General features: G+C 40.7%; 18 protein-coding genes and 1 tRNA gene. 14 read left to right on the top strand and 5 right to left on the bottom strand.

The features are described from left to right. Positions 1 to 184 precede the first annotated feature (184 nt). From NSQ17_RS14750 to NSQ17_RS14705, 10 genes are all read left to right on the top strand, one after another. Positions 185 to 1,273, top strand: a complete 1,089-nt coding sequence (locus tag NSQ17_RS14750; protein WP_025207860.1) for a pyocin knob domain-containing protein — start codon at positions 185 to 187, stop codon at positions 1,271 to 1,273. 14 nt (positions 1,274 to 1,287) lie between these two features. After that, the gene (locus NSQ17_RS14745) at positions 1,288 to 1,626 is read left to right on the top strand and encodes a hypothetical protein (RefSeq protein WP_045034523.1); all 339 of its coding nucleotides are present in this window, start codon (positions 1,288 to 1,290) and stop codon (positions 1,624 to 1,626) included. Next, the gene (locus tag NSQ17_RS14740) at positions 1,627 to 1,773 is read left to right on the top strand and encodes an XkdX family protein (RefSeq protein ID WP_079920581.1); all 147 of its coding nucleotides are present in this window, start codon (positions 1,627 to 1,629) and stop codon (positions 1,771 to 1,773) included. Between the two features lie 56 nt (positions 1,774 to 1,829). Further along, the gene (locus tag NSQ17_RS14735; RefSeq protein ID WP_008344062.1) at positions 1,830 to 2,042 is read left to right on the top strand and encodes a BhlA/UviB family holin-like peptide; all 213 of its coding nucleotides are present in this window, start codon (positions 1,830 to 1,832) and stop codon (positions 2,040 to 2,042) included. A gap of 12 nt (positions 2,043 to 2,054) precedes the next feature. After that, positions 2,055 to 2,318, top strand: a complete 264-nt coding sequence (locus tag NSQ17_RS14730) for a phage holin (protein ID WP_019743388.1) — start codon at positions 2,055 to 2,057, stop codon at positions 2,316 to 2,318. Positions 2,319 to 2,337: 19 nt separating this feature from the next. Beyond that, positions 2,338 to 3,156, top strand: a complete 819-nt coding sequence (locus NSQ17_RS14725) for an N-acetylmuramoyl-L-alanine amidase (RefSeq protein WP_342467551.1) — start codon at positions 2,338 to 2,340, stop codon at positions 3,154 to 3,156. Positions 3,157 to 3,258: 102 nt separating this feature from the next. Beyond that, complete coding sequence (locus tag NSQ17_RS14720; protein WP_144665800.1) at positions 3,259 to 3,705, top strand: biofilm-forming protein; 447 nt, start codon at positions 3,259 to 3,261, stop codon at positions 3,703 to 3,705. A gap of 482 nt (positions 3,706 to 4,187) precedes the next feature. After that, positions 4,188 to 4,406, top strand: coding sequence for a hypothetical protein (locus tag NSQ17_RS14715; RefSeq protein WP_045035326.1), 219 nt, complete (start codon positions 4,188 to 4,190; stop codon positions 4,404 to 4,406). 69 nt (positions 4,407 to 4,475) lie between these two features. Further along, on the top strand, positions 4,476 to 5,357 hold the full coding sequence (locus NSQ17_RS14710) for a hypothetical protein (RefSeq protein WP_045035327.1): 882 nt from the start codon (positions 4,476 to 4,478) through the stop codon (positions 5,355 to 5,357). 139 nt (positions 5,358 to 5,496) lie between these two features. Next, positions 5,497 to 5,679 (top strand): transcriptional regulator, encoded by a 183-nt coding sequence (locus tag NSQ17_RS14705; protein ID WP_045035276.1) that lies wholly within the window; start codon positions 5,497 to 5,499, stop codon positions 5,677 to 5,679. A gap of 760 nt (positions 5,680 to 6,439) precedes the next feature. Here NSQ17_RS14705 and NSQ17_RS14700 read toward each other — a convergent pair. Continuing rightward, positions 6,440 to 6,512, bottom strand: a tRNA-Ala gene (locus NSQ17_RS14700). Between the two features lie 72 nt (positions 6,513 to 6,584). After that, a complete protein-coding gene (locus NSQ17_RS14695) occupies positions 6,585 to 7,142 on the bottom strand; it encodes a GbsR/MarR family transcriptional regulator (protein ID WP_041507664.1) in 558 nt (185 codons plus the stop codon). 207 nt (positions 7,143 to 7,349) lie between these two features. Between NSQ17_RS14695 and betB the strand changes: the two genes are divergently transcribed. Both betB and NSQ17_RS14685 read left to right on the top strand, forming a co-directional pair. Further along, positions 7,350 to 8,819 (top strand): betaine-aldehyde dehydrogenase, encoded by a 1,470-nt coding sequence (betB, locus tag NSQ17_RS14690; RefSeq protein ID WP_058336836.1) that lies wholly within the window; start codon positions 7,350 to 7,352, stop codon positions 8,817 to 8,819. A 27-nt stretch (positions 8,820 to 8,846) separates the two neighbouring features. Beyond that, positions 8,847 to 10,055: an iron-containing alcohol dehydrogenase gene (locus tag NSQ17_RS14685; RefSeq protein WP_025207855.1), complete on the top strand. Its 1,209-nt coding sequence runs from the start codon at positions 8,847 to 8,849 to the stop codon at positions 10,053 to 10,055. Positions 10,056 to 10,095: 40 nt separating this feature from the next. Here the strand turns inward: NSQ17_RS14685 and NSQ17_RS14680 are convergent, their stop codons facing one another. After that, entirely contained in the window at positions 10,096 to 10,575 is a 480-nt protein-coding gene (locus NSQ17_RS14680; protein ID WP_041091922.1) for a DinB family protein, read from the bottom strand. 205 nt (positions 10,576 to 10,780) lie between these two features. Here NSQ17_RS14680 and NSQ17_RS14675 point away from each other — a divergent pair, with 205 nt between their 5' ends. Together NSQ17_RS14675 and NSQ17_RS14670 are read left to right on the top strand one after the other, a co-directional pair. Then, positions 10,781 to 11,311, top strand: coding sequence for a hypothetical protein (locus NSQ17_RS14675; protein WP_017367919.1), 531 nt, complete (start codon positions 10,781 to 10,783; stop codon positions 11,309 to 11,311). Positions 11,312 to 11,322: 11 nt separating this feature from the next. After that, the gene (locus NSQ17_RS14670) at positions 11,323 to 12,870 is read left to right on the top strand and encodes a flotillin family protein (protein WP_008344044.1); all 1,548 of its coding nucleotides are present in this window, start codon (positions 11,323 to 11,325) and stop codon (positions 12,868 to 12,870) included. A 31-nt stretch (positions 12,871 to 12,901) separates the two neighbouring features. Here the strand turns inward: NSQ17_RS14670 and ftsW are convergent, their stop codons facing one another. Together ftsW and rodA are read right to left on the bottom strand one after the other, a co-directional pair. After that, positions 12,902 to 14,044, bottom strand: coding sequence for a putative lipid II flippase FtsW (ftsW, locus tag NSQ17_RS14665; protein WP_178929953.1), 1,143 nt, complete (start codon positions 14,042 to 14,044; stop codon positions 12,902 to 12,904). Beyond that, the gene (gene rodA, locus NSQ17_RS14660; protein WP_047946758.1) at positions 14,041 to 15,195 is read right to left on the bottom strand and encodes a rod shape-determining protein RodA; all 1,155 of its coding nucleotides are present in this window, start codon (positions 15,193 to 15,195) and stop codon (positions 14,041 to 14,043) included. Before rodA ends, ftsW begins: the two co-directional genes overlap by 4 nt. Positions 15,196 to 15,207: the final 12 nt, after the last annotated feature.

The following is a 15,207-nucleotide window of genomic DNA, read 5'->3' as shown; positions in this document are numbered from 1 at the left end:
ATAATTGGCTCAATTATGGGAAAAGATAACACTCCACAATTTCATAGAGCGTCTATCTGTATTTACTGATGAAAAAGCTGCGTGTCATAATTAGAATGAATGTATTACTTTTGGTAAAAGTTAAAAAATTATTAATCGATAAAACTCGAAACAACATACGAAATTGTAGAAAGGAGAAAACACAATGGATATAAAAACTCCACGTTCTTTTGAGACGAGTGACAAGGCTCATGCTGATTTATTCAACGATATGTTGAAAACATTGCTCCATAACGATACTGGTATATCAGAACAAATAACTCTTCATATCAATGATCCGAGCCAACACTCTTCAGAAGTAGAAAAAAAGAAATGGAATGAATCGCAGCTGTATAAAATTACAGGAGATAGTGGAGTACAACTTTTAAATGTTCCTGTCGGCTCAAAAATTTTTGACTCAATTAAGGAAAAAGGAACATGCACTTTTTATGCTCCCAGCGGAATAGAGGATAGCCCTTCACAATATGCCATTAGAGGGATACAGACAGTGGGGCAAAATAATATTGGAACAGGTTTCGCAATAGACACAGCAGGCAATGCATATTACTTCTACTATAATTTGGGCCATATATCTATTACTTGGACGCAGCTGCCGACAATAGCTGATAAAGACAGATGGAATAATGGTCAATTATATAGATTGACCGAAAATAATGGTAAGCCAATTTATAGAGGTGTAAGTGAAATCACAGATTACAACGAGATAACTGATACAGGGCTTTATCTTATCTATAACAAAGGTCTAAACGCGCCTGAATTAATTGGTGGAGCCTTTATGATTGTAATCAGTTATGGGACTACCCTATTACAAACTGTATATGAGAAAGAAGGACGTAAATCATACTACAGAGTTAAAAAAACAGATTCTACTTGGACTAAGTGGACACGTGTCCTTACAGATGATGATATAAGCAGTACATGGAATCAAGTAACGTTAGTCGCTGGCACAACAATAAAACATTTTGCGGGAAACCCTCTCAAATTCTCCATACGTCTAAATACTTTACACATTCGGGGATCGTTTGAAGGAGTTCCAGCAAATGAAACAGTCATAGCACGTTTTACTCAAAAACCTTCAGCTAAAACTGTGTTTGTCGGCGCAACGGTAGGGTCCTATGGAGCTGCTAGATTTATACTCGATACAGATGGTTCATTACGTTTTGATGGAATGTCCGCCAATGACAACTCGTATGTAAGCAGATTTGAATTAAATGAATCTATTCCACTATGGTAAAGGAGGGAAGATAAATGCACATTTATTACTATGACGAGAAGTTTAAATATCAAGGCGAAGATGTAATAAGTGATTATGATGAGATGCCGAAAAAAGCGACGGATGTAAGACCGAAAGAGAATTTATATGTTCCTGAATATGATGAGGAAACGAGAGAGTGGTTTGAATCAGCATCCAAAGAGTATATCGATAGCTTAAAGCCAGCCTCTTTTCCACCAAGTGATATAGAACTTTTAAAGAAGCAAAATGCTAATCTGCTTCAGCAACTTGCAGAGTCAGAAAAGAGAGCAGAGGAACAATCAAAAACAACAGCAGAACTTGTCATGTTACTGACTGAAAAGGGGGTAATTTAATTGAATTGGTTCCATAGTATTTCATTGTTCTATCAATGGAAGTGTTATGAAAATGAAGATGTAGCAAAATTTGTTCGTTTCGAGAAGATTACGCCGAAACAATACAAAGAAATAACAAACGAAGAATATGCAACTAACGCTGAATAGGCATTTTTATTTTGCCTTCTTTTAGAATGTGCAAAGTGAGGGAGTAGGTGAGTGTAGTGGAAATGGATTTGACTCAATATTTAATGACACAAGGACCGTTTGCGGTGTTGTTCTGTTGGGTGCTGTTTTACGTATTAAACACGACAAAGGAAAGAGAAAACAAACTCAATGAGCAAATCGAGGCGCAAAATGATGTGTTAGCAAAGTTTAGTGAGAAGTATGACGTCGTGATCGACAAGCTCGATAAAATTGAACGGAATTTAAAATAGGAGGAAAACATCATGAAAACATTCGACAAAGGCACTGTGATTCGCACAGTGCTTCTTTTTATTGCGCTTATCAACCAAACGCTTGTCATGTTTGGACAAACAGTGCTGCCGATTAGCGAAGAGCAAGTGCAAACCGCAGGAGAGGCACTATATGTGGCGGGTTCCACAATTTTCACTATGGTCACTGCCGTGATCGCTTGGTTTAAAAATAATTATGTGACCTATAAAGGTCAATTGCAAAAAGATGCCCTGAAACAAAGAGGGTTAACAAAATAATTTTTGAAGGAGAAACAATATGGTGAAGATCATTCAAGCACTCATCCCAAAACAAAATCGCAACAGACCAGGAAACAGGATGAAGCCGCTCTATATTACGGTGCATAATACATCGAACACTGGACGGGGGGCTGATGCGGCAAATCATGCAGCATTTGTTGCTCGGGCAAGTACCGGGGTTAGCTGGCACTACACGGTCGATGATCAGGTCATTTATCAGCATTTACCTTTAAACGAAAATGGCTGGCATGCAGGAGATGGCAGGGGAACCGGCAATATGAAATCAATTGGAATTGAAATTTGTGAAAATGCAGGCGGTGACTTTGAACAAGCCGTTAAAAGCGCCCAATGGCTCATTCGAAAACTGATGGGGGATTTAGGAATTCCTTTATCAAACGTGGTGCCGCATAAACATTGGAGCGGGAAAGAGTGTCCGCGTAAGCTGTTAAATCGTTGGGATGGCTTCAAGGCTGGTATTGCATCAGCATCAAGTCAAATGACAGCAGCTAAACCGGTGAAAGAAACATCTATCAAAACCATATCAACGAGATCAACATCTAAAACCAACAAGGTCAAAAAAATATACAGTTTGCCTGCAGGTATTTTAAAAGTGACGAAGCCTCTTACAAAAGGGTCAGCTGTAAAGGCCGTACAACAAGCCTTAGCATCGATTTATTTTTATCCTGATAAGGGAGCGATCAATAATGGAATCGATGGGTACTACGGACCCAAGACTGCGAATGCAGTGTCTCGATTTCAAATGATGCATGGGTTAACCCCAGATGGCATATATGGTCCAAAGACCAAAGAAACATTAAGAAAGGTCATAGAAAGTTAACACATATGGAATGAATCAACCCTTATTTATTATAAAAAAGTAAAATAAAACCATTTTTGGTTTTATTTGTTGTATAATAGTAAAAATGAATGGAGGGGTTGTATGAAGCGGATAAGTGTAATGATGTCTCTTTGTTTCATTGTCATGTTCCATTTTAATATGGAAAAGGTTGCAGCTAAGACCATTTATCGAGAAGTAGAAGTTGATTTCATCATGACGGAACAGGAAAAATATCTGTGGGTACCAGGAGGTCAAAATAATCCTGAACAATATCCATCTACTCACGGCTACCAATTTTCTATACTAAATGCAGAGGGTTGTACTTTAGAGGTGACACTCTTCAGAACATCCTTATCAGGAACGGATTTTCCGTCATCAGTCAAAGAGTATACAGGTAACCAATATGATCTAAGTGCAACAGACCGAATTTTATCAAGTGGGCGCTACATTTATAGACCCCATGGTATTAAACTGACCAAAAAAGAAGGCTGTGGGGATGTTGAGATAAAAGGAGTCTTTGGTTATCAAATTCAAGAACCAGACAAATAATCTTTTATGAGTAAAATCAAATGAAAAAGCCTATCCATCATTGGATAGGCTTTTGATAATGGAGCATAGCGGGATCGAACCGCTGACCTCTACGCTGCCAGCTTTCACGACGTTATTTCTACGTTAGTTATCTCCGTTAAGTCATCCGCGCTTCCAGGACATCTATCCGAAAGAGATTTCGTTATTTCCTGACGAAGATGGAAACGCATTATTCGTAGTTTTAAACGAGAAACGTATTTGAAAATCACTTAAAATCCTGCAGTGCAAAATGGAAGGGGGGGACAAGGAGGGTTAATTTTCCTTATTCACCACAATATTTAACTTGCTCTAGCGATCTAGCGATCTAGGGATTAGGTAAATAATATATCTTAGCCCCTTGAAAATTATTCGGGAAGTTTCTACAGATAAATTTAGAATAATTTTGTTTATATTACATAATAATACAAAATGAACTGTTGAATAGATAAGGATGTGGTTGTAAGATGAATATGATAAAAAAAACAGCTTTAAAAGGAGGATATATTTTGACTTTAAATGATAAAGTTGAGGTTGTATCTAATAGCGATGAAGAAATATTTGGATTAATTGGTTTTGTTAAAGAAATTAAAGAAGGTAAACACGGTACTGAAATAAGGCTATCAGACGATATGGGTTTTGAAACATGGATAGATATTGATGATGTGGAAATTTACAACATATAATTTGAAAATTATTCAAAAAATGCGATATTATAAACCTATCTTTTATTAAACGAAAAGGTAGGTCTTCTTATGCATATGGATTTCAGGGTATACCAACTAATTAGTGCAAATGATCTAACATTAAGAACAAATGAATTGTTTGAATACTTAAGGGGTGTAGCGAAACTTCCCGGTGAGTATGGTTTTGAATACTGTATAACTAATGAGATTGATGTTACTGAGAATATCATTACATTCTGCTTCAGTGAGGAACATGCGCCTAATGTCAATTCTGTTGATGAAGATAAAAACAGCTTTGCGCCTGATGTCGCTCCTTACCTTAATACTTTCTTTGCTCTCGATTTACAAGAAAAAAGAATGCTTGTCCAACACAGAAACTATCCTCCGACAAACCTCAATAAAGATCAAACGATGTCGAGAGTTGGAATGATTTTAGAAGAAGCATTTCAAAATATTTATGGATCGGTATTTAATATTCAAAATACTCAAAGGGCTGTAGATGATGAAGATTTTGTGAGGGTTTTTGAGAATAATAGAGTAACTCTTTTAAGAGTGAAGTTGTTTCAAAATGGACGTAGAATAATTAATGGAACCCAAATTTTTGATGATAATGATTTAAATAATTACTGGATTCAAGGTTTCGAATCAGACGCCAGTGATACTTACGAGGTGATCCTAAAAGCACCAGGAAAAACAGGAGAAGGAGACTTAAGAGATTCTCCTATTGCCAGGAGCTTATTAAACCTAGCTAGAAAAGAAATATTAGAGTTAAACTATTGGGATGAAGAAGGTTCTTCAGATACTATGGCGAGAACTGATTTAAAAAAGTTTAGGGTTAGGGGAATAAATAAAGATTCTGATCCAATAGCTGCTGTACATGCTATTTATAGAGAAATTTATGCGAGAAGAGCCGAAGTAAGAGGGTTCAGAGTAATGGAAGATTTAAACTAATAAAGTTAGCATCCGAGGGGTGCTTTTTTTGTTTCCTGTAAACTGCTTCCGATAATTAATTACACCAAGCATCGGCTTAAAGGTAGAGTGCGGCGGCAGTTTAGAGAGCATAAACGTAAGGCCGCGTCTGAAGGAACTAATGAAGGCGGATGGCTGGACGCAAACAAGACTGTCCGAGGCGTCGGGCGTTCCGCAGGGTTCTATCTCGCGGTTCGATTCGAATGGCCGGCACGAGGATTGGCAGGTTGTTGCGATCATGAGAGCTGGCGGATGGAAGTACGAAGACCTGTTCGAAATAGAGGACGAAGAAGGCGGTGAGTAGGGACGTTCAGGGCGAGCGTCTCTTTTTTTGCGGACGAGGCGGAGCCGAGGGCGCTGTACTTAAATACATACGGAAAGGATAGTCACGGTTAAAATATTTCAAACAGTTCGTAGATTTATTTTGTTTTCTAACATCAAAGCTCACTCTTAAGAGTATTTTTCCTATTTTTCTTTAAGCTTTATAATCTCCACAGCCGGATATGCGTATCATCAAACGGATTCAATAAAACCGACCCTTCGCGTTGAGCAAATCGGAAGAGTGTCCGGAGCGTCTTTATATAATCGTTTACGGACTTCGGCGACATGCCGGGCGTTTTGTGTTCGTCTTTTTTGAACTTATGGCCGTCGAATTTAACTCGTTCGTGCAACAAAGCCGCGAGCAAAGTCGACGTCTATATCACGTATGTCATCGTCTAGTCCGATCATACGCGCGTATTCTAATAAGTAACGACACGCCCTCCGGTACCGATCGATAGTTTCCGGGGCCCTATTTTCCGCGAGCTTGGCCGCGCATATTTTCTCGCAGATGACCGAGATTGAATACGTTTTTCCGCGCGTGGGTTTAGTGATCGTCCTTTCCGCCTAGACACGCTTACCTTTCCGTCGTTCTGAATGCATTAAAAAATCGCCTCCTATTCGTATAGAAGACGACTAATTTACCGGTGCGCTACACTGCGCGACATAGGAGCGGTACACCACGTTAAGTCAACGTCTAAGTCACCGTTAAGTAAACGTTGGTATACCGCCATTTTACCGGAGTATGGAGCATAGCGGGATCGAACCGCTGACCTCTACGCTGCCAGCGTAGCGCTCTCCCAGCTGAGCTAATGCCCCGAAGTATTACGACATAACTTATTATAATCAATCCTCCTGTAAAATTCAAGCTGTAAAACACAAACACCCCGGCTATTTTTCTTTCTGATCAATCGGAATATAGTCAAAGATGTCTCCCGAATGAACCGAGTGGGCTAATCGTCTAAGCCAGTCATAATAGGCTTTTGAGCTTTCAAGCTGTTCAATGAGCTGTTTCGCTTCCTCTTTTTCATGTTCCTCCGCCTGATCATCACGAGCTACATCTTGAAGGCGTTCTTGCGCTTCTTCAATCGCTGCTAGATTGACCTCAACCTCTCGTTCCCATTTTTGCGGGAAGAAGTTCATGAAAAACTTAAAAAAGTCTTTCTCAGCAACAAAGCTGTGTTTTCTTCGGCCACGGTGAAAGGTCTTTTTGACAATATTCATGTCTTGCAGTTTTTTCACACCCGTACTCATACTAGGCTTACTCATTTGCAGCTCTTCACGCATTTCATCCAGCGTCATTTCCTCATTTAAATACATCGTCCCATATAGAATACCCGCACTTCTAGTAATGCCATAGAGATCCATTGTTTCAGCGATGGAATCAATGACGAGGTCTTTAGCAGCTAAAATGCGTTCTTCTGCTTGTGGCTGTTCCTGCTTTTTCATCTTGTCCCTGCTTTCTATTAAGTGAATTCAATACGTTCAAAAAAATCTTTATGGACTATATGTTAACGAAAGAATGCAAAATGTCAAAATAAAAGAAGCATATCCACCCTTTGACAGAAAAATTTGAACATGTTAAGTTAATTATGTTCAAAACGTTAAATTTTTATTTAACAAACTTACCAAAAAGAATCAGAGGAGGTTCCTTCTATGAGTCAAACACTATTTATCGATGGACAATGGGTTGGCGCTAAGAGTGGCGACACAAGAGATATCATCAATCCATTTAATCAAGAAGTGATCGCGACAGTCAGTGAAGGATCAAGAAATGACGCGCAGTTAGCCATTAAGGCAGCAAGAAAAACCTTCGATCAAGGTGATTGGGCAAACATGCCTGGACTTGAAAGAGGAAATATTGTGTTCAAAATTGCGGAATTGATTAGGCGAGACCTAGATGAATTAGCCAAATTAGAATCACTTGATACGGGCAAAACATTAGAGGAAAGCAAAGCAGATATGGACGATATTGCGAATGTATTTCAATATTATGCAGGTCTTGCTGATAAGGATGGCGGGGAAATCATTGCATCGCCTATTCCAAACTCAAAAAGCGAATTAGTCCGAGAACCTGTCGGTGTATGCGGTCAAATCACTCCTTGGAACTATCCATTGCTTCAAGCGAGCTGGAAAATCGCTCCTGCCCTTGCAGCTGGAAATACAATCGTACTAAAGCCAAGTGAAATTACACCATTAACCACGATCAAAGTTTTCAAACTTATGGAAGAAGCGGGTGTTCCAGCAGGCGTTGCCAACTTAGTGCTTGGACCTGGAGCAACTGTTGGAGATGAGCTGGCTGTCAATGACCAAGTCGATTTAATTTCATTCACAGGCGGTATTGAAACAGGTAAGAAAATCATGCAGGGAGCCAGCGGGAATGTGAAGAAAATCGCCCTTGAGCTCGGCGGGAAAAACCCGAATATCGTCTTTCAAGATGCTGATTTAGACGTAGCGGTTGACCAGGCAATGAATGCTGTGTTTTTCCATGCAGGGCAAGTGTGTTCAGCAGGTTCACGCTTGTTAGTGGAAGAATCCATTCACGATGAATTTTTAGAAGAACTGGTGAAGCGTACGAAAAAAATCAAGCTAGGCAACGGCTTTGATGAAGGAACCCAGAGCGGACCGCTCATCTCAGCTGAGCATCGAGAAAAAGTAGAAAAATACGTCAGCATCGGTTTAGACGAAGGTGCAACATTAGAAACAGGTGGGAAACGACCTGATGCAGAGGAGCTTCAAAAAGGATTCTTCTACTTGCCGACGATTTTCTCAGGCTGTACATCAGAGATGCGAATTGTACAGGAAGAAGTGTTTGGACCAGTCCTCACTGTCGAATCCTTCCGATCAGAGGAAGAAGTCATCGAGCTGGCAAATGACACGATTTATGGTTTAGCAGGAGCGGTGTGGTCTTCTGATATCGGCAAAGCCGAACGAGTGGCTCGTCAATTAAGATTAGGCACGGTATGGATCAACGACTTCCACCCTTATTTTGCCCAAGCACCGTGGGGTGGGTATAAACAATCAGGTCTTGGGCGTGAATTAGGACGTACGGGCCTTGAAGAATATACGGAACTAAAACATTTATATCGAAATTCAAAACCAGAAGCGGTTCATTGGTTTAAATAAATATCACTTATCTGGAGGAGATTCTATATGACTTTAAATATGAAAATTGAAAGCATGCAAAAATTCCATACGTTTGAAATTCCGACTGTCATCAAGCATGGCATTGGGGCAGTGAAACATGTTGGGGAAGAAGTGAAAGCATACGGCGTTTCAAAGGTATTGCTTGTCACAGATCCTGGTATTTATCAAGCAGGTGTTGTAGATCCAGTGATTGCTTCATTAAAAGAAGCGCAAGTTGATGTGGTTCTATTTAATAAAGTAGAACCAAACCCGCCAGTCCGTTTAGTGAGTGAAGGATCTGCGTTATATGAAAAAGAAGGCTGTAATGGTTTAGTCGCAGTAGGCGGCGGAAGCTCAATGGATACAGCGAAGGCTATCGGTGTGGAAGCGACTCATGAAGGATCAGTTCTTGATTACGAAGCGGCTGAGGGGAAAAAACCGCTTGAAAATAGAATCCCTCCGTTAACCACAATTCCGACAACGGCTGGTACAGGTTCAGAGGTCACGCAGTGGGCAGTGATCACTGATGAAGAAAGGGAATTCAAATTCAACACAGGTGGACCGCTCATTGCAGCTCACCTAACAGTGATTGATCCTGAGCTTCATGTATCTATGCCGCCGCATGTGACGGCAATGACGGGTATCGATGCGCTTGCGCACGCGATCGAATGCTATACGATGAAGTTTGCTCAGCCAATTACAGATGCGGTAGCGCTCATGGCCATTGAATATGCTGCTCATTATATTCGCCGTGCCTTTGCCGATGGAGAGGATTTGGAAGCAAGATATGGCATGGCACAAGCTGCGATGCTTGCCGGACTTTCCTATGGCAGTGAATCAGCTGGCGCAGCCCATGCGATGAGCCAAACGCTTGGAGGCATTATTCCAGTCGCACATGGTCAATGTGTAGCGGCAATGATGGGACCTGTCATGGAATATAACTGGAAAGGGTACCCAGAGAAATTCGCTCGAATTGCGCAAGCATTCGGTATTGATACAAGCAGAATGACAACAGAGGAAGCTGCAAAAGCAGCAGTGAATTGGATGTATGATTTAGTGGAAGACCTAGAAGTTCCTTCATTAGAAGAACAAGGTGTACCAAAAGATATGATCGACCGTTTATCTAAAGAAGCAATGAAAGATCCGCAAACAGTTGGAAACCCAAGAGACCTCAACGAAAAAGCATACAACTGGATTTACGCTCGCTGCTTTGATTTAACACCTAAAACAGTGTAACAATGAAAAAAGGCTCCCAAAAGGGAGTCTTTTTTACATCTTATAGCTGTTCTTTAATTTCTTTAATTTGATGAATATGGCGCTTTTCATGTGCGCCGATAAAATCAAGGTATTGCTTTAATGAAAGTTCTTCAAATACAGGATGTGCAATCACGCGTTTGAAATCTTCCTCTGTAAACGTTGATAAAATTTGATTTAATTTTTCACGAGCTGTATCAAGTTCATCTTTTAAATGTGTAGGTGTCACATGCTTGCGCTCTGGCTCAACAATACTAGGCGCGATGGCTTTTTTTGAACGATCCTCTGCCATTTCCACCGGCTTTGGCTCATATTCTTTAATCGGTGCTTTTTTCCCCTCGGCAGCTAGATGTTTTGCTGCAACTAGGTCCATCTTCTTTAAATGATCTGCAACTTCTTGAATACTCCAAGTATCATCAGATAATTTTTGATTTAATTGTTCTTCGCTCAATCCTTGCAGCTCTTGCCACAATTCTTGTCTTGCTTCATGTAATAAACTCATTTCTCTCACCTCAAGATCAAATTTTATCATACTGGTACAAGACAATCATTCTTTAGCTATCCGAGAAATCCTTTAATGAATTGTGATGAAAAATGAAACCTTTACAAAAGTGGTTCGTATTACCTGTTAGAAGGAATACACTTGGATGTGAGCATGGTCTAAATGAATGAAAAGCTGCTCATTTCATAAAGAAAGGGTGAGGAAGATGGATGTGTTTGGGCTGCCTCTTCAGACGCTGTACTTATACATATTGATGGTATCAGGAATCCTGACGCTTGTTTTCGTCTTTTTTGGCGATGTATTTGATGGATTGTTTGAAGCGATTCCTGTCCCGTTCCTTCAACCAACATTGATCCTCGCATTTCTTACCTTTTTCTCGGCTGGAGGATTTATCTCTGAAAAAACAGCAATTGTAGGAAGTGGACTTGGTGCCGTATTATCTGCCATCCTCGCAGTGGTTCTCGTTACTTGTTTACATGTATTTGTCTTAGTCCCGCTTTCCTCTGCTGAAGAATCTCTTTCATATACGGAGGCCGACCTAAAAGGAAGAACTGGAGAGATCATTGTATCTGTACCAAAAGATGGGTTTGGAGAAGTGCTGTTAATTAGTAACAGCGGGAAAATCTCAAAGCCTGCCGTCAGTTTCGACGAAGAGGAGATTCCATATGGAACCCGGGTGCTGGTCGTCGAAGTGAACAAAGGCGTGTTATCTGTTATACCAAATGAAGAAATCTAGGAGGGAATGCTATGCCAGGAACAACCATATTAATTATTATTGGAATTGTGCTTGTGATTCTCATTGCACTTATTGGTGTATTTGTTTCGAAATACCGGACAGCTGGTCCAGATGAAGCATTAATCGTCACAGGAAGTTACCTCGGAAGTAAAAATGTCCACGTGGATGAAGGTGGAAACAAGATTAAGATTGTAAGAGGTGGAGGTACCTTTGTACTCCCTGTTTTTCAACAAGCAGAGCCGCTCAGCTTACTATCTAGCAAGCTAGATGTTTCAACGCCTGAAGTCTATACTGAACAGGGTGTACCGGTCATGGCGGATGGAACGGCCATCATTAAAATCGGCGGATCAATTGAAGAAATCGCCACTGCGGCAGAGCAGTTTTTAGGGAAAACAAAAGAAGATCGTGAAAATGAAGCAAGAGAAGTACTAGAAGGACACCTTCGCTCCATTTTAGGGTCAATGACAGTTGAAGAGATTTATAAAAACAGAGAGAAATTTTCTCAAGAAGTACAGCGTGTCGCTTCTCAAGATCTAGCGAAAATGGGTCTTGTCATTGTATCGTTTACAATCAAAGATGTCCGTGATAAAAATGGCTATTTAGAATCACTAGGTAAACCTAGAATTGCTCAAGTGAAACGCGATGCAGATATTGCGACAGCAGAAGCAGATAAAGAAACACGTATCAAACGTGCAGAAGCAGATAAAGATGCGAAGAAATCTGAGCTTGAGCGTGCCACTGAAATCGCTGAAGCAGAAAAAATCAATGAGCTGAAAAGAGCAGAATTCAGACGTGAACAAGATACAGCAAAAGCAAGCGCTGACCAAGCGTACGATCTTGAAACAGCTCGTAATCGTCAGCACGTAACTGAACAAGAAATGCAAGTCAAAATCATTGAACGTCAGAAGCAAATTGAATTAGAAGAAAAAGAGATCCAGCGTCGTGAGCGTCAATACGATTCTGAAGTGAAAAAGAAAGCAGATGCGGACCGTTATGCTGTTGAGCAGTCGGCTGCGGCGGAAAAAGCGAAGCGTCTTGCAGAAGCAGATGCGAAGAAATACAGCATTGAAGCAATGGCAAAAGCAGAAGCAGAGAAAGTTCGGATTGACGGGCTTGCCAAAGCAGAAGCCGATCGTGCAAAAGGGGAAACAGAAGCAGAAGTCATTAGGTTGAAAGGACTTGCGGAAGCAGAAGCGAAAGAGAAAATTGCAGAAGCATTCGAACAGTATGGTCAAGCGGCGATTCTTGATATGATTGTGAAAATGCTACCTGAATATGCGAAACAAGTATCTGCTCCACTTTCTAACATTGATAAAATTACAGTTGTTGATACAGGTGGTAACGGGGAAGGCAGCGGCGCCAACAAAGTGACCGGCTATGCGACAAACCTTATGTCCAGTCTTCAAGAAAGTCTGAAAGCTTCCTCTGGAATTGATGTTAAAGAAATTATTGAGAATTTCTCTGGCAAAGGCAATGTGAAACAAAGCATCCAAGAACTGACGAATGAAATCAAACAGCCAAGAAAAAAAGAAATCGCTGATCGTCAAATAGAAGAATAAAAATCAAAAGACACCTTCTGATAGAGGGTGTCTATTTTACTTGGGGCACATGCCGGTGTCTTTTGATAGATGAAGAGAGATTCACAAGAATGCCTGCAGATATCATCATGAACACCAATGAAGATCCGCCGTAGCTAATAAAGGGAAGAGGAATGCCTGTAATGGGGAGAAGCCCAAAGACAGCTCCTAGATTAAAGGCTGCTTGAATCATAATTTGAAAAGTAAGCCCGATCGTTAATAGCTTTCCAAATGGATCTTGTAAACCTTGAACGATTCGAACGGCGCGATACATGATGAGTAGGTAGGCACCCATCACAAACAACAGCCCCATGATTCCCAGCTCTTCACTAATGATGGCCATAATAAAATCTGTATGGGCTTCAGGAAGAAATCCTAGTTTTTGAATGCTTCTGCCTAAACCATTCCCGGTCAGTCCTCCTGAATCCATGGCGAGATAGGAATGGATCAGCTGATAACCATCTCCATCTTCATACATGAAAGGATCACGAAAAGAAGTGATCCGTTTCAAACGATAAGGAGCGGTCACAGCAAAAAAAGTGATCCCTGCCGCAGCCGTCGAACCTAGTAGAATGAGGTGGCGTGTTTTAAGTCCAGCACATAATAAGACGATACCGCAGCTCAATAAAATAGAAACTGCTGTACCTAAATCTGGCTGTTTTAAAATCAATAAAAAGGCTAGACTTAAAAGAAGAAGTGGAGGTAGTACTCCTTTTTTAAAGGATGTAATGTACGCTTGTTTCCTTGCATATACATAGGCGAAATAGATGATCATCACTAATTTCACAGCCTCAGAAGGCTGGATGATCAAAGAGCCCAATTGAATCCATCGTTGTGAATTGTTTTTGACAACACCGATTCCAGGAAGCAGGACAAGGAGAAGACATAACAATGACAGCATCACAAGCCACCGAATCCATTTACGGTAAGCTTGATATGGAACAAGGGCCGCAGCGATGAAAAAGAAGAATCCAATCAAAAGCCATTGCCACTGTTTCATGAAGAAGTAGCTGCCCTTTCCATATTTTATTTCGCCTAAAGGATAACTCGCACTGTACACCATTAGTAATCCAAAGAAACAAAGACAAACAATCGTCCCAGCAAGAATGTGGTCGATTTTTTTTAGGTGAGAAAGAATCAATGACATCACCTTCAAACCCAGTTACGTCCAAACATGTAGGATGAGGACCTCAAATTGACACTAAACACAAGGCCAATGGCAATCATATTGGTTAAAAGCGCACTGCCTCCATAGCTGATAAAAGGAAGGGCAAGACCAGTCACAGGCATTAGCCCTACTGTCATCCCAACGTTTTGGAAGACTTGAAAAACGATCAGCCCAACCACTCCAGCACATATATAAAGCCCATAAAGGGTATTCGCATGCATAGCCACATGAATCATTCGATAGACCATCATAAGATATAAACAGATCAATAGGGAGGCGCCGATAAAACCAAACTCCTCGCCAATGACTGCAAATATAAAATCTGTATGGGCTTCAGGGATATTTCCCCCTTGTACTTGATTTCCTTTTGTATACCCGCTTCCTGATAATTGTCCTGACCCAATGCCAAGCATTGCTTGTTTCAGTTGATACCCATATGTCGAATCAAATTCATCTGGGGAGAGCCACCCATAAATGCGATCAAGCTGATGAGGTTTAATCACTTTTGTAAAGTGCTCAAAATGTTCATTGTGCAAGTAGGTCAAAAATGCAAGAAGCGCGAGAAAAGAAGCGATTAATGCAGCGATCATCTTACTTGAAATGCCTGACACAAGCATCAGTGTAAAAGCAATAGACAAGATCACAAGTGCCGTCCCCAAATCTGGCTGAATTAAAATCAGGAAAAAAGGAACAGCGGTCCAGCATATGATGTTCATTGTAGGAATCATGCTTTCTTTAAACGAAAAGCGCTGATGTTTGTATCGATTTAAAATAGCCGCTAACAGAAGAATGACAAAAATTTTCATAAATTCTGATGGTTGCACTTTCATGGGCCCCAAGCTGATCCATCTTTGGGAGCCATTTTGATTCGTGCCAAAAAAATGAACGAGAATGATGAGGAAGAGACCACCTGCAAATAATCGAAAAGATAACCGCTCAAGCAGTTCATAATCAAAGTAAGCAACTGCCGCCATAAGGCCAAAGCCGACGATATACCAGAAAACTTGTCTTTTGACGAAATAAAACATATCTTGCGTTTCATACTGTCCCGATCCGCTATACACAGCCAGCAGGCTGATCACAAAGAAGCAAATGACAGTGAATAATAGTGCGAAGTCAATGCTGTTCTGTTTTTTCATGTCTCCGTCACC

The organism is Bacillus sp. FSL W8-0629, from assembly GCF_038593225.1.
Taxonomy (GTDB): Bacteria; Bacillota; Bacilli; order Bacillales; family Bacillaceae; genus Bacillus; species Bacillus altitudinis.
The sequence above is the reverse complement of the archived record's forward strand: the minus strand, read 5'-3'. Positions and strand labels throughout refer to the sequence as shown.

Coding starts and splice junctions, on each gene's coding strand:
- NSQ17_RS14750 (WP_025207860.1), top strand. CDS start 185: ATGGATATAAAAACTCCACGTTCTTTTGAGACGAGTGACAAGGCTCAT.
- NSQ17_RS14745 (WP_045034523.1), top strand. CDS start 1,288: ATGCACATTTATTACTATGACGAGAAGTTTAAATATCAAGGCGAAGAT.
- NSQ17_RS14730 (WP_019743388.1), top strand. CDS start 2,055: ATGAAAACATTCGACAAAGGCACTGTGATTCGCACAGTGCTTCTTTTT.
- NSQ17_RS14725 (WP_342467551.1), top strand. CDS start 2,338: ATGGTGAAGATCATTCAAGCACTCATCCCAAAACAAAATCGCAACAGA.
- NSQ17_RS14720 (WP_144665800.1), top strand. CDS start 3,259: ATGAAGCGGATAAGTGTAATGATGTCTCTTTGTTTCATTGTCATGTTC.
- NSQ17_RS14715 (WP_045035326.1), top strand. CDS start 4,188: ATGAATATGATAAAAAAAACAGCTTTAAAAGGAGGATATATTTTGACT.
- NSQ17_RS14710 (WP_045035327.1), top strand. CDS start 4,476: ATGCATATGGATTTCAGGGTATACCAACTAATTAGTGCAAATGATCTA.
- NSQ17_RS14705 (WP_045035276.1), top strand. CDS start 5,497: ATGAAGGCGGATGGCTGGACGCAAACAAGACTGTCCGAGGCGTCGGGC.
- NSQ17_RS14695 (WP_041507664.1), bottom strand. CDS start 7,142: ATGAAAAAGCAGGAACAGCCACAAGCAGAAGAACGCATTTTAGCTGCT.
- betB (WP_058336836.1), top strand. CDS start 7,350: ATGAGTCAAACACTATTTATCGATGGACAATGGGTTGGCGCTAAGAGT.
- NSQ17_RS14685 (WP_025207855.1), top strand. CDS start 8,847: ATGACTTTAAATATGAAAATTGAAAGCATGCAAAAATTCCATACGTTT.
- NSQ17_RS14680 (WP_041091922.1), bottom strand. CDS start 10,575: ATGAGTTTATTACATGAAGCAAGACAAGAATTGTGGCAAGAGCTGCAA.
- NSQ17_RS14675 (WP_017367919.1), top strand. CDS start 10,781: ATGGATGTGTTTGGGCTGCCTCTTCAGACGCTGTACTTATACATATTG.
- NSQ17_RS14670 (WP_008344044.1), top strand. CDS start 11,323: ATGCCAGGAACAACCATATTAATTATTATTGGAATTGTGCTTGTGATT.
- rodA (WP_047946758.1), bottom strand. CDS start 15,195: ATGAAAAAACAGAACAGCATTGACTTCGCACTATTATTCACTGTCATT.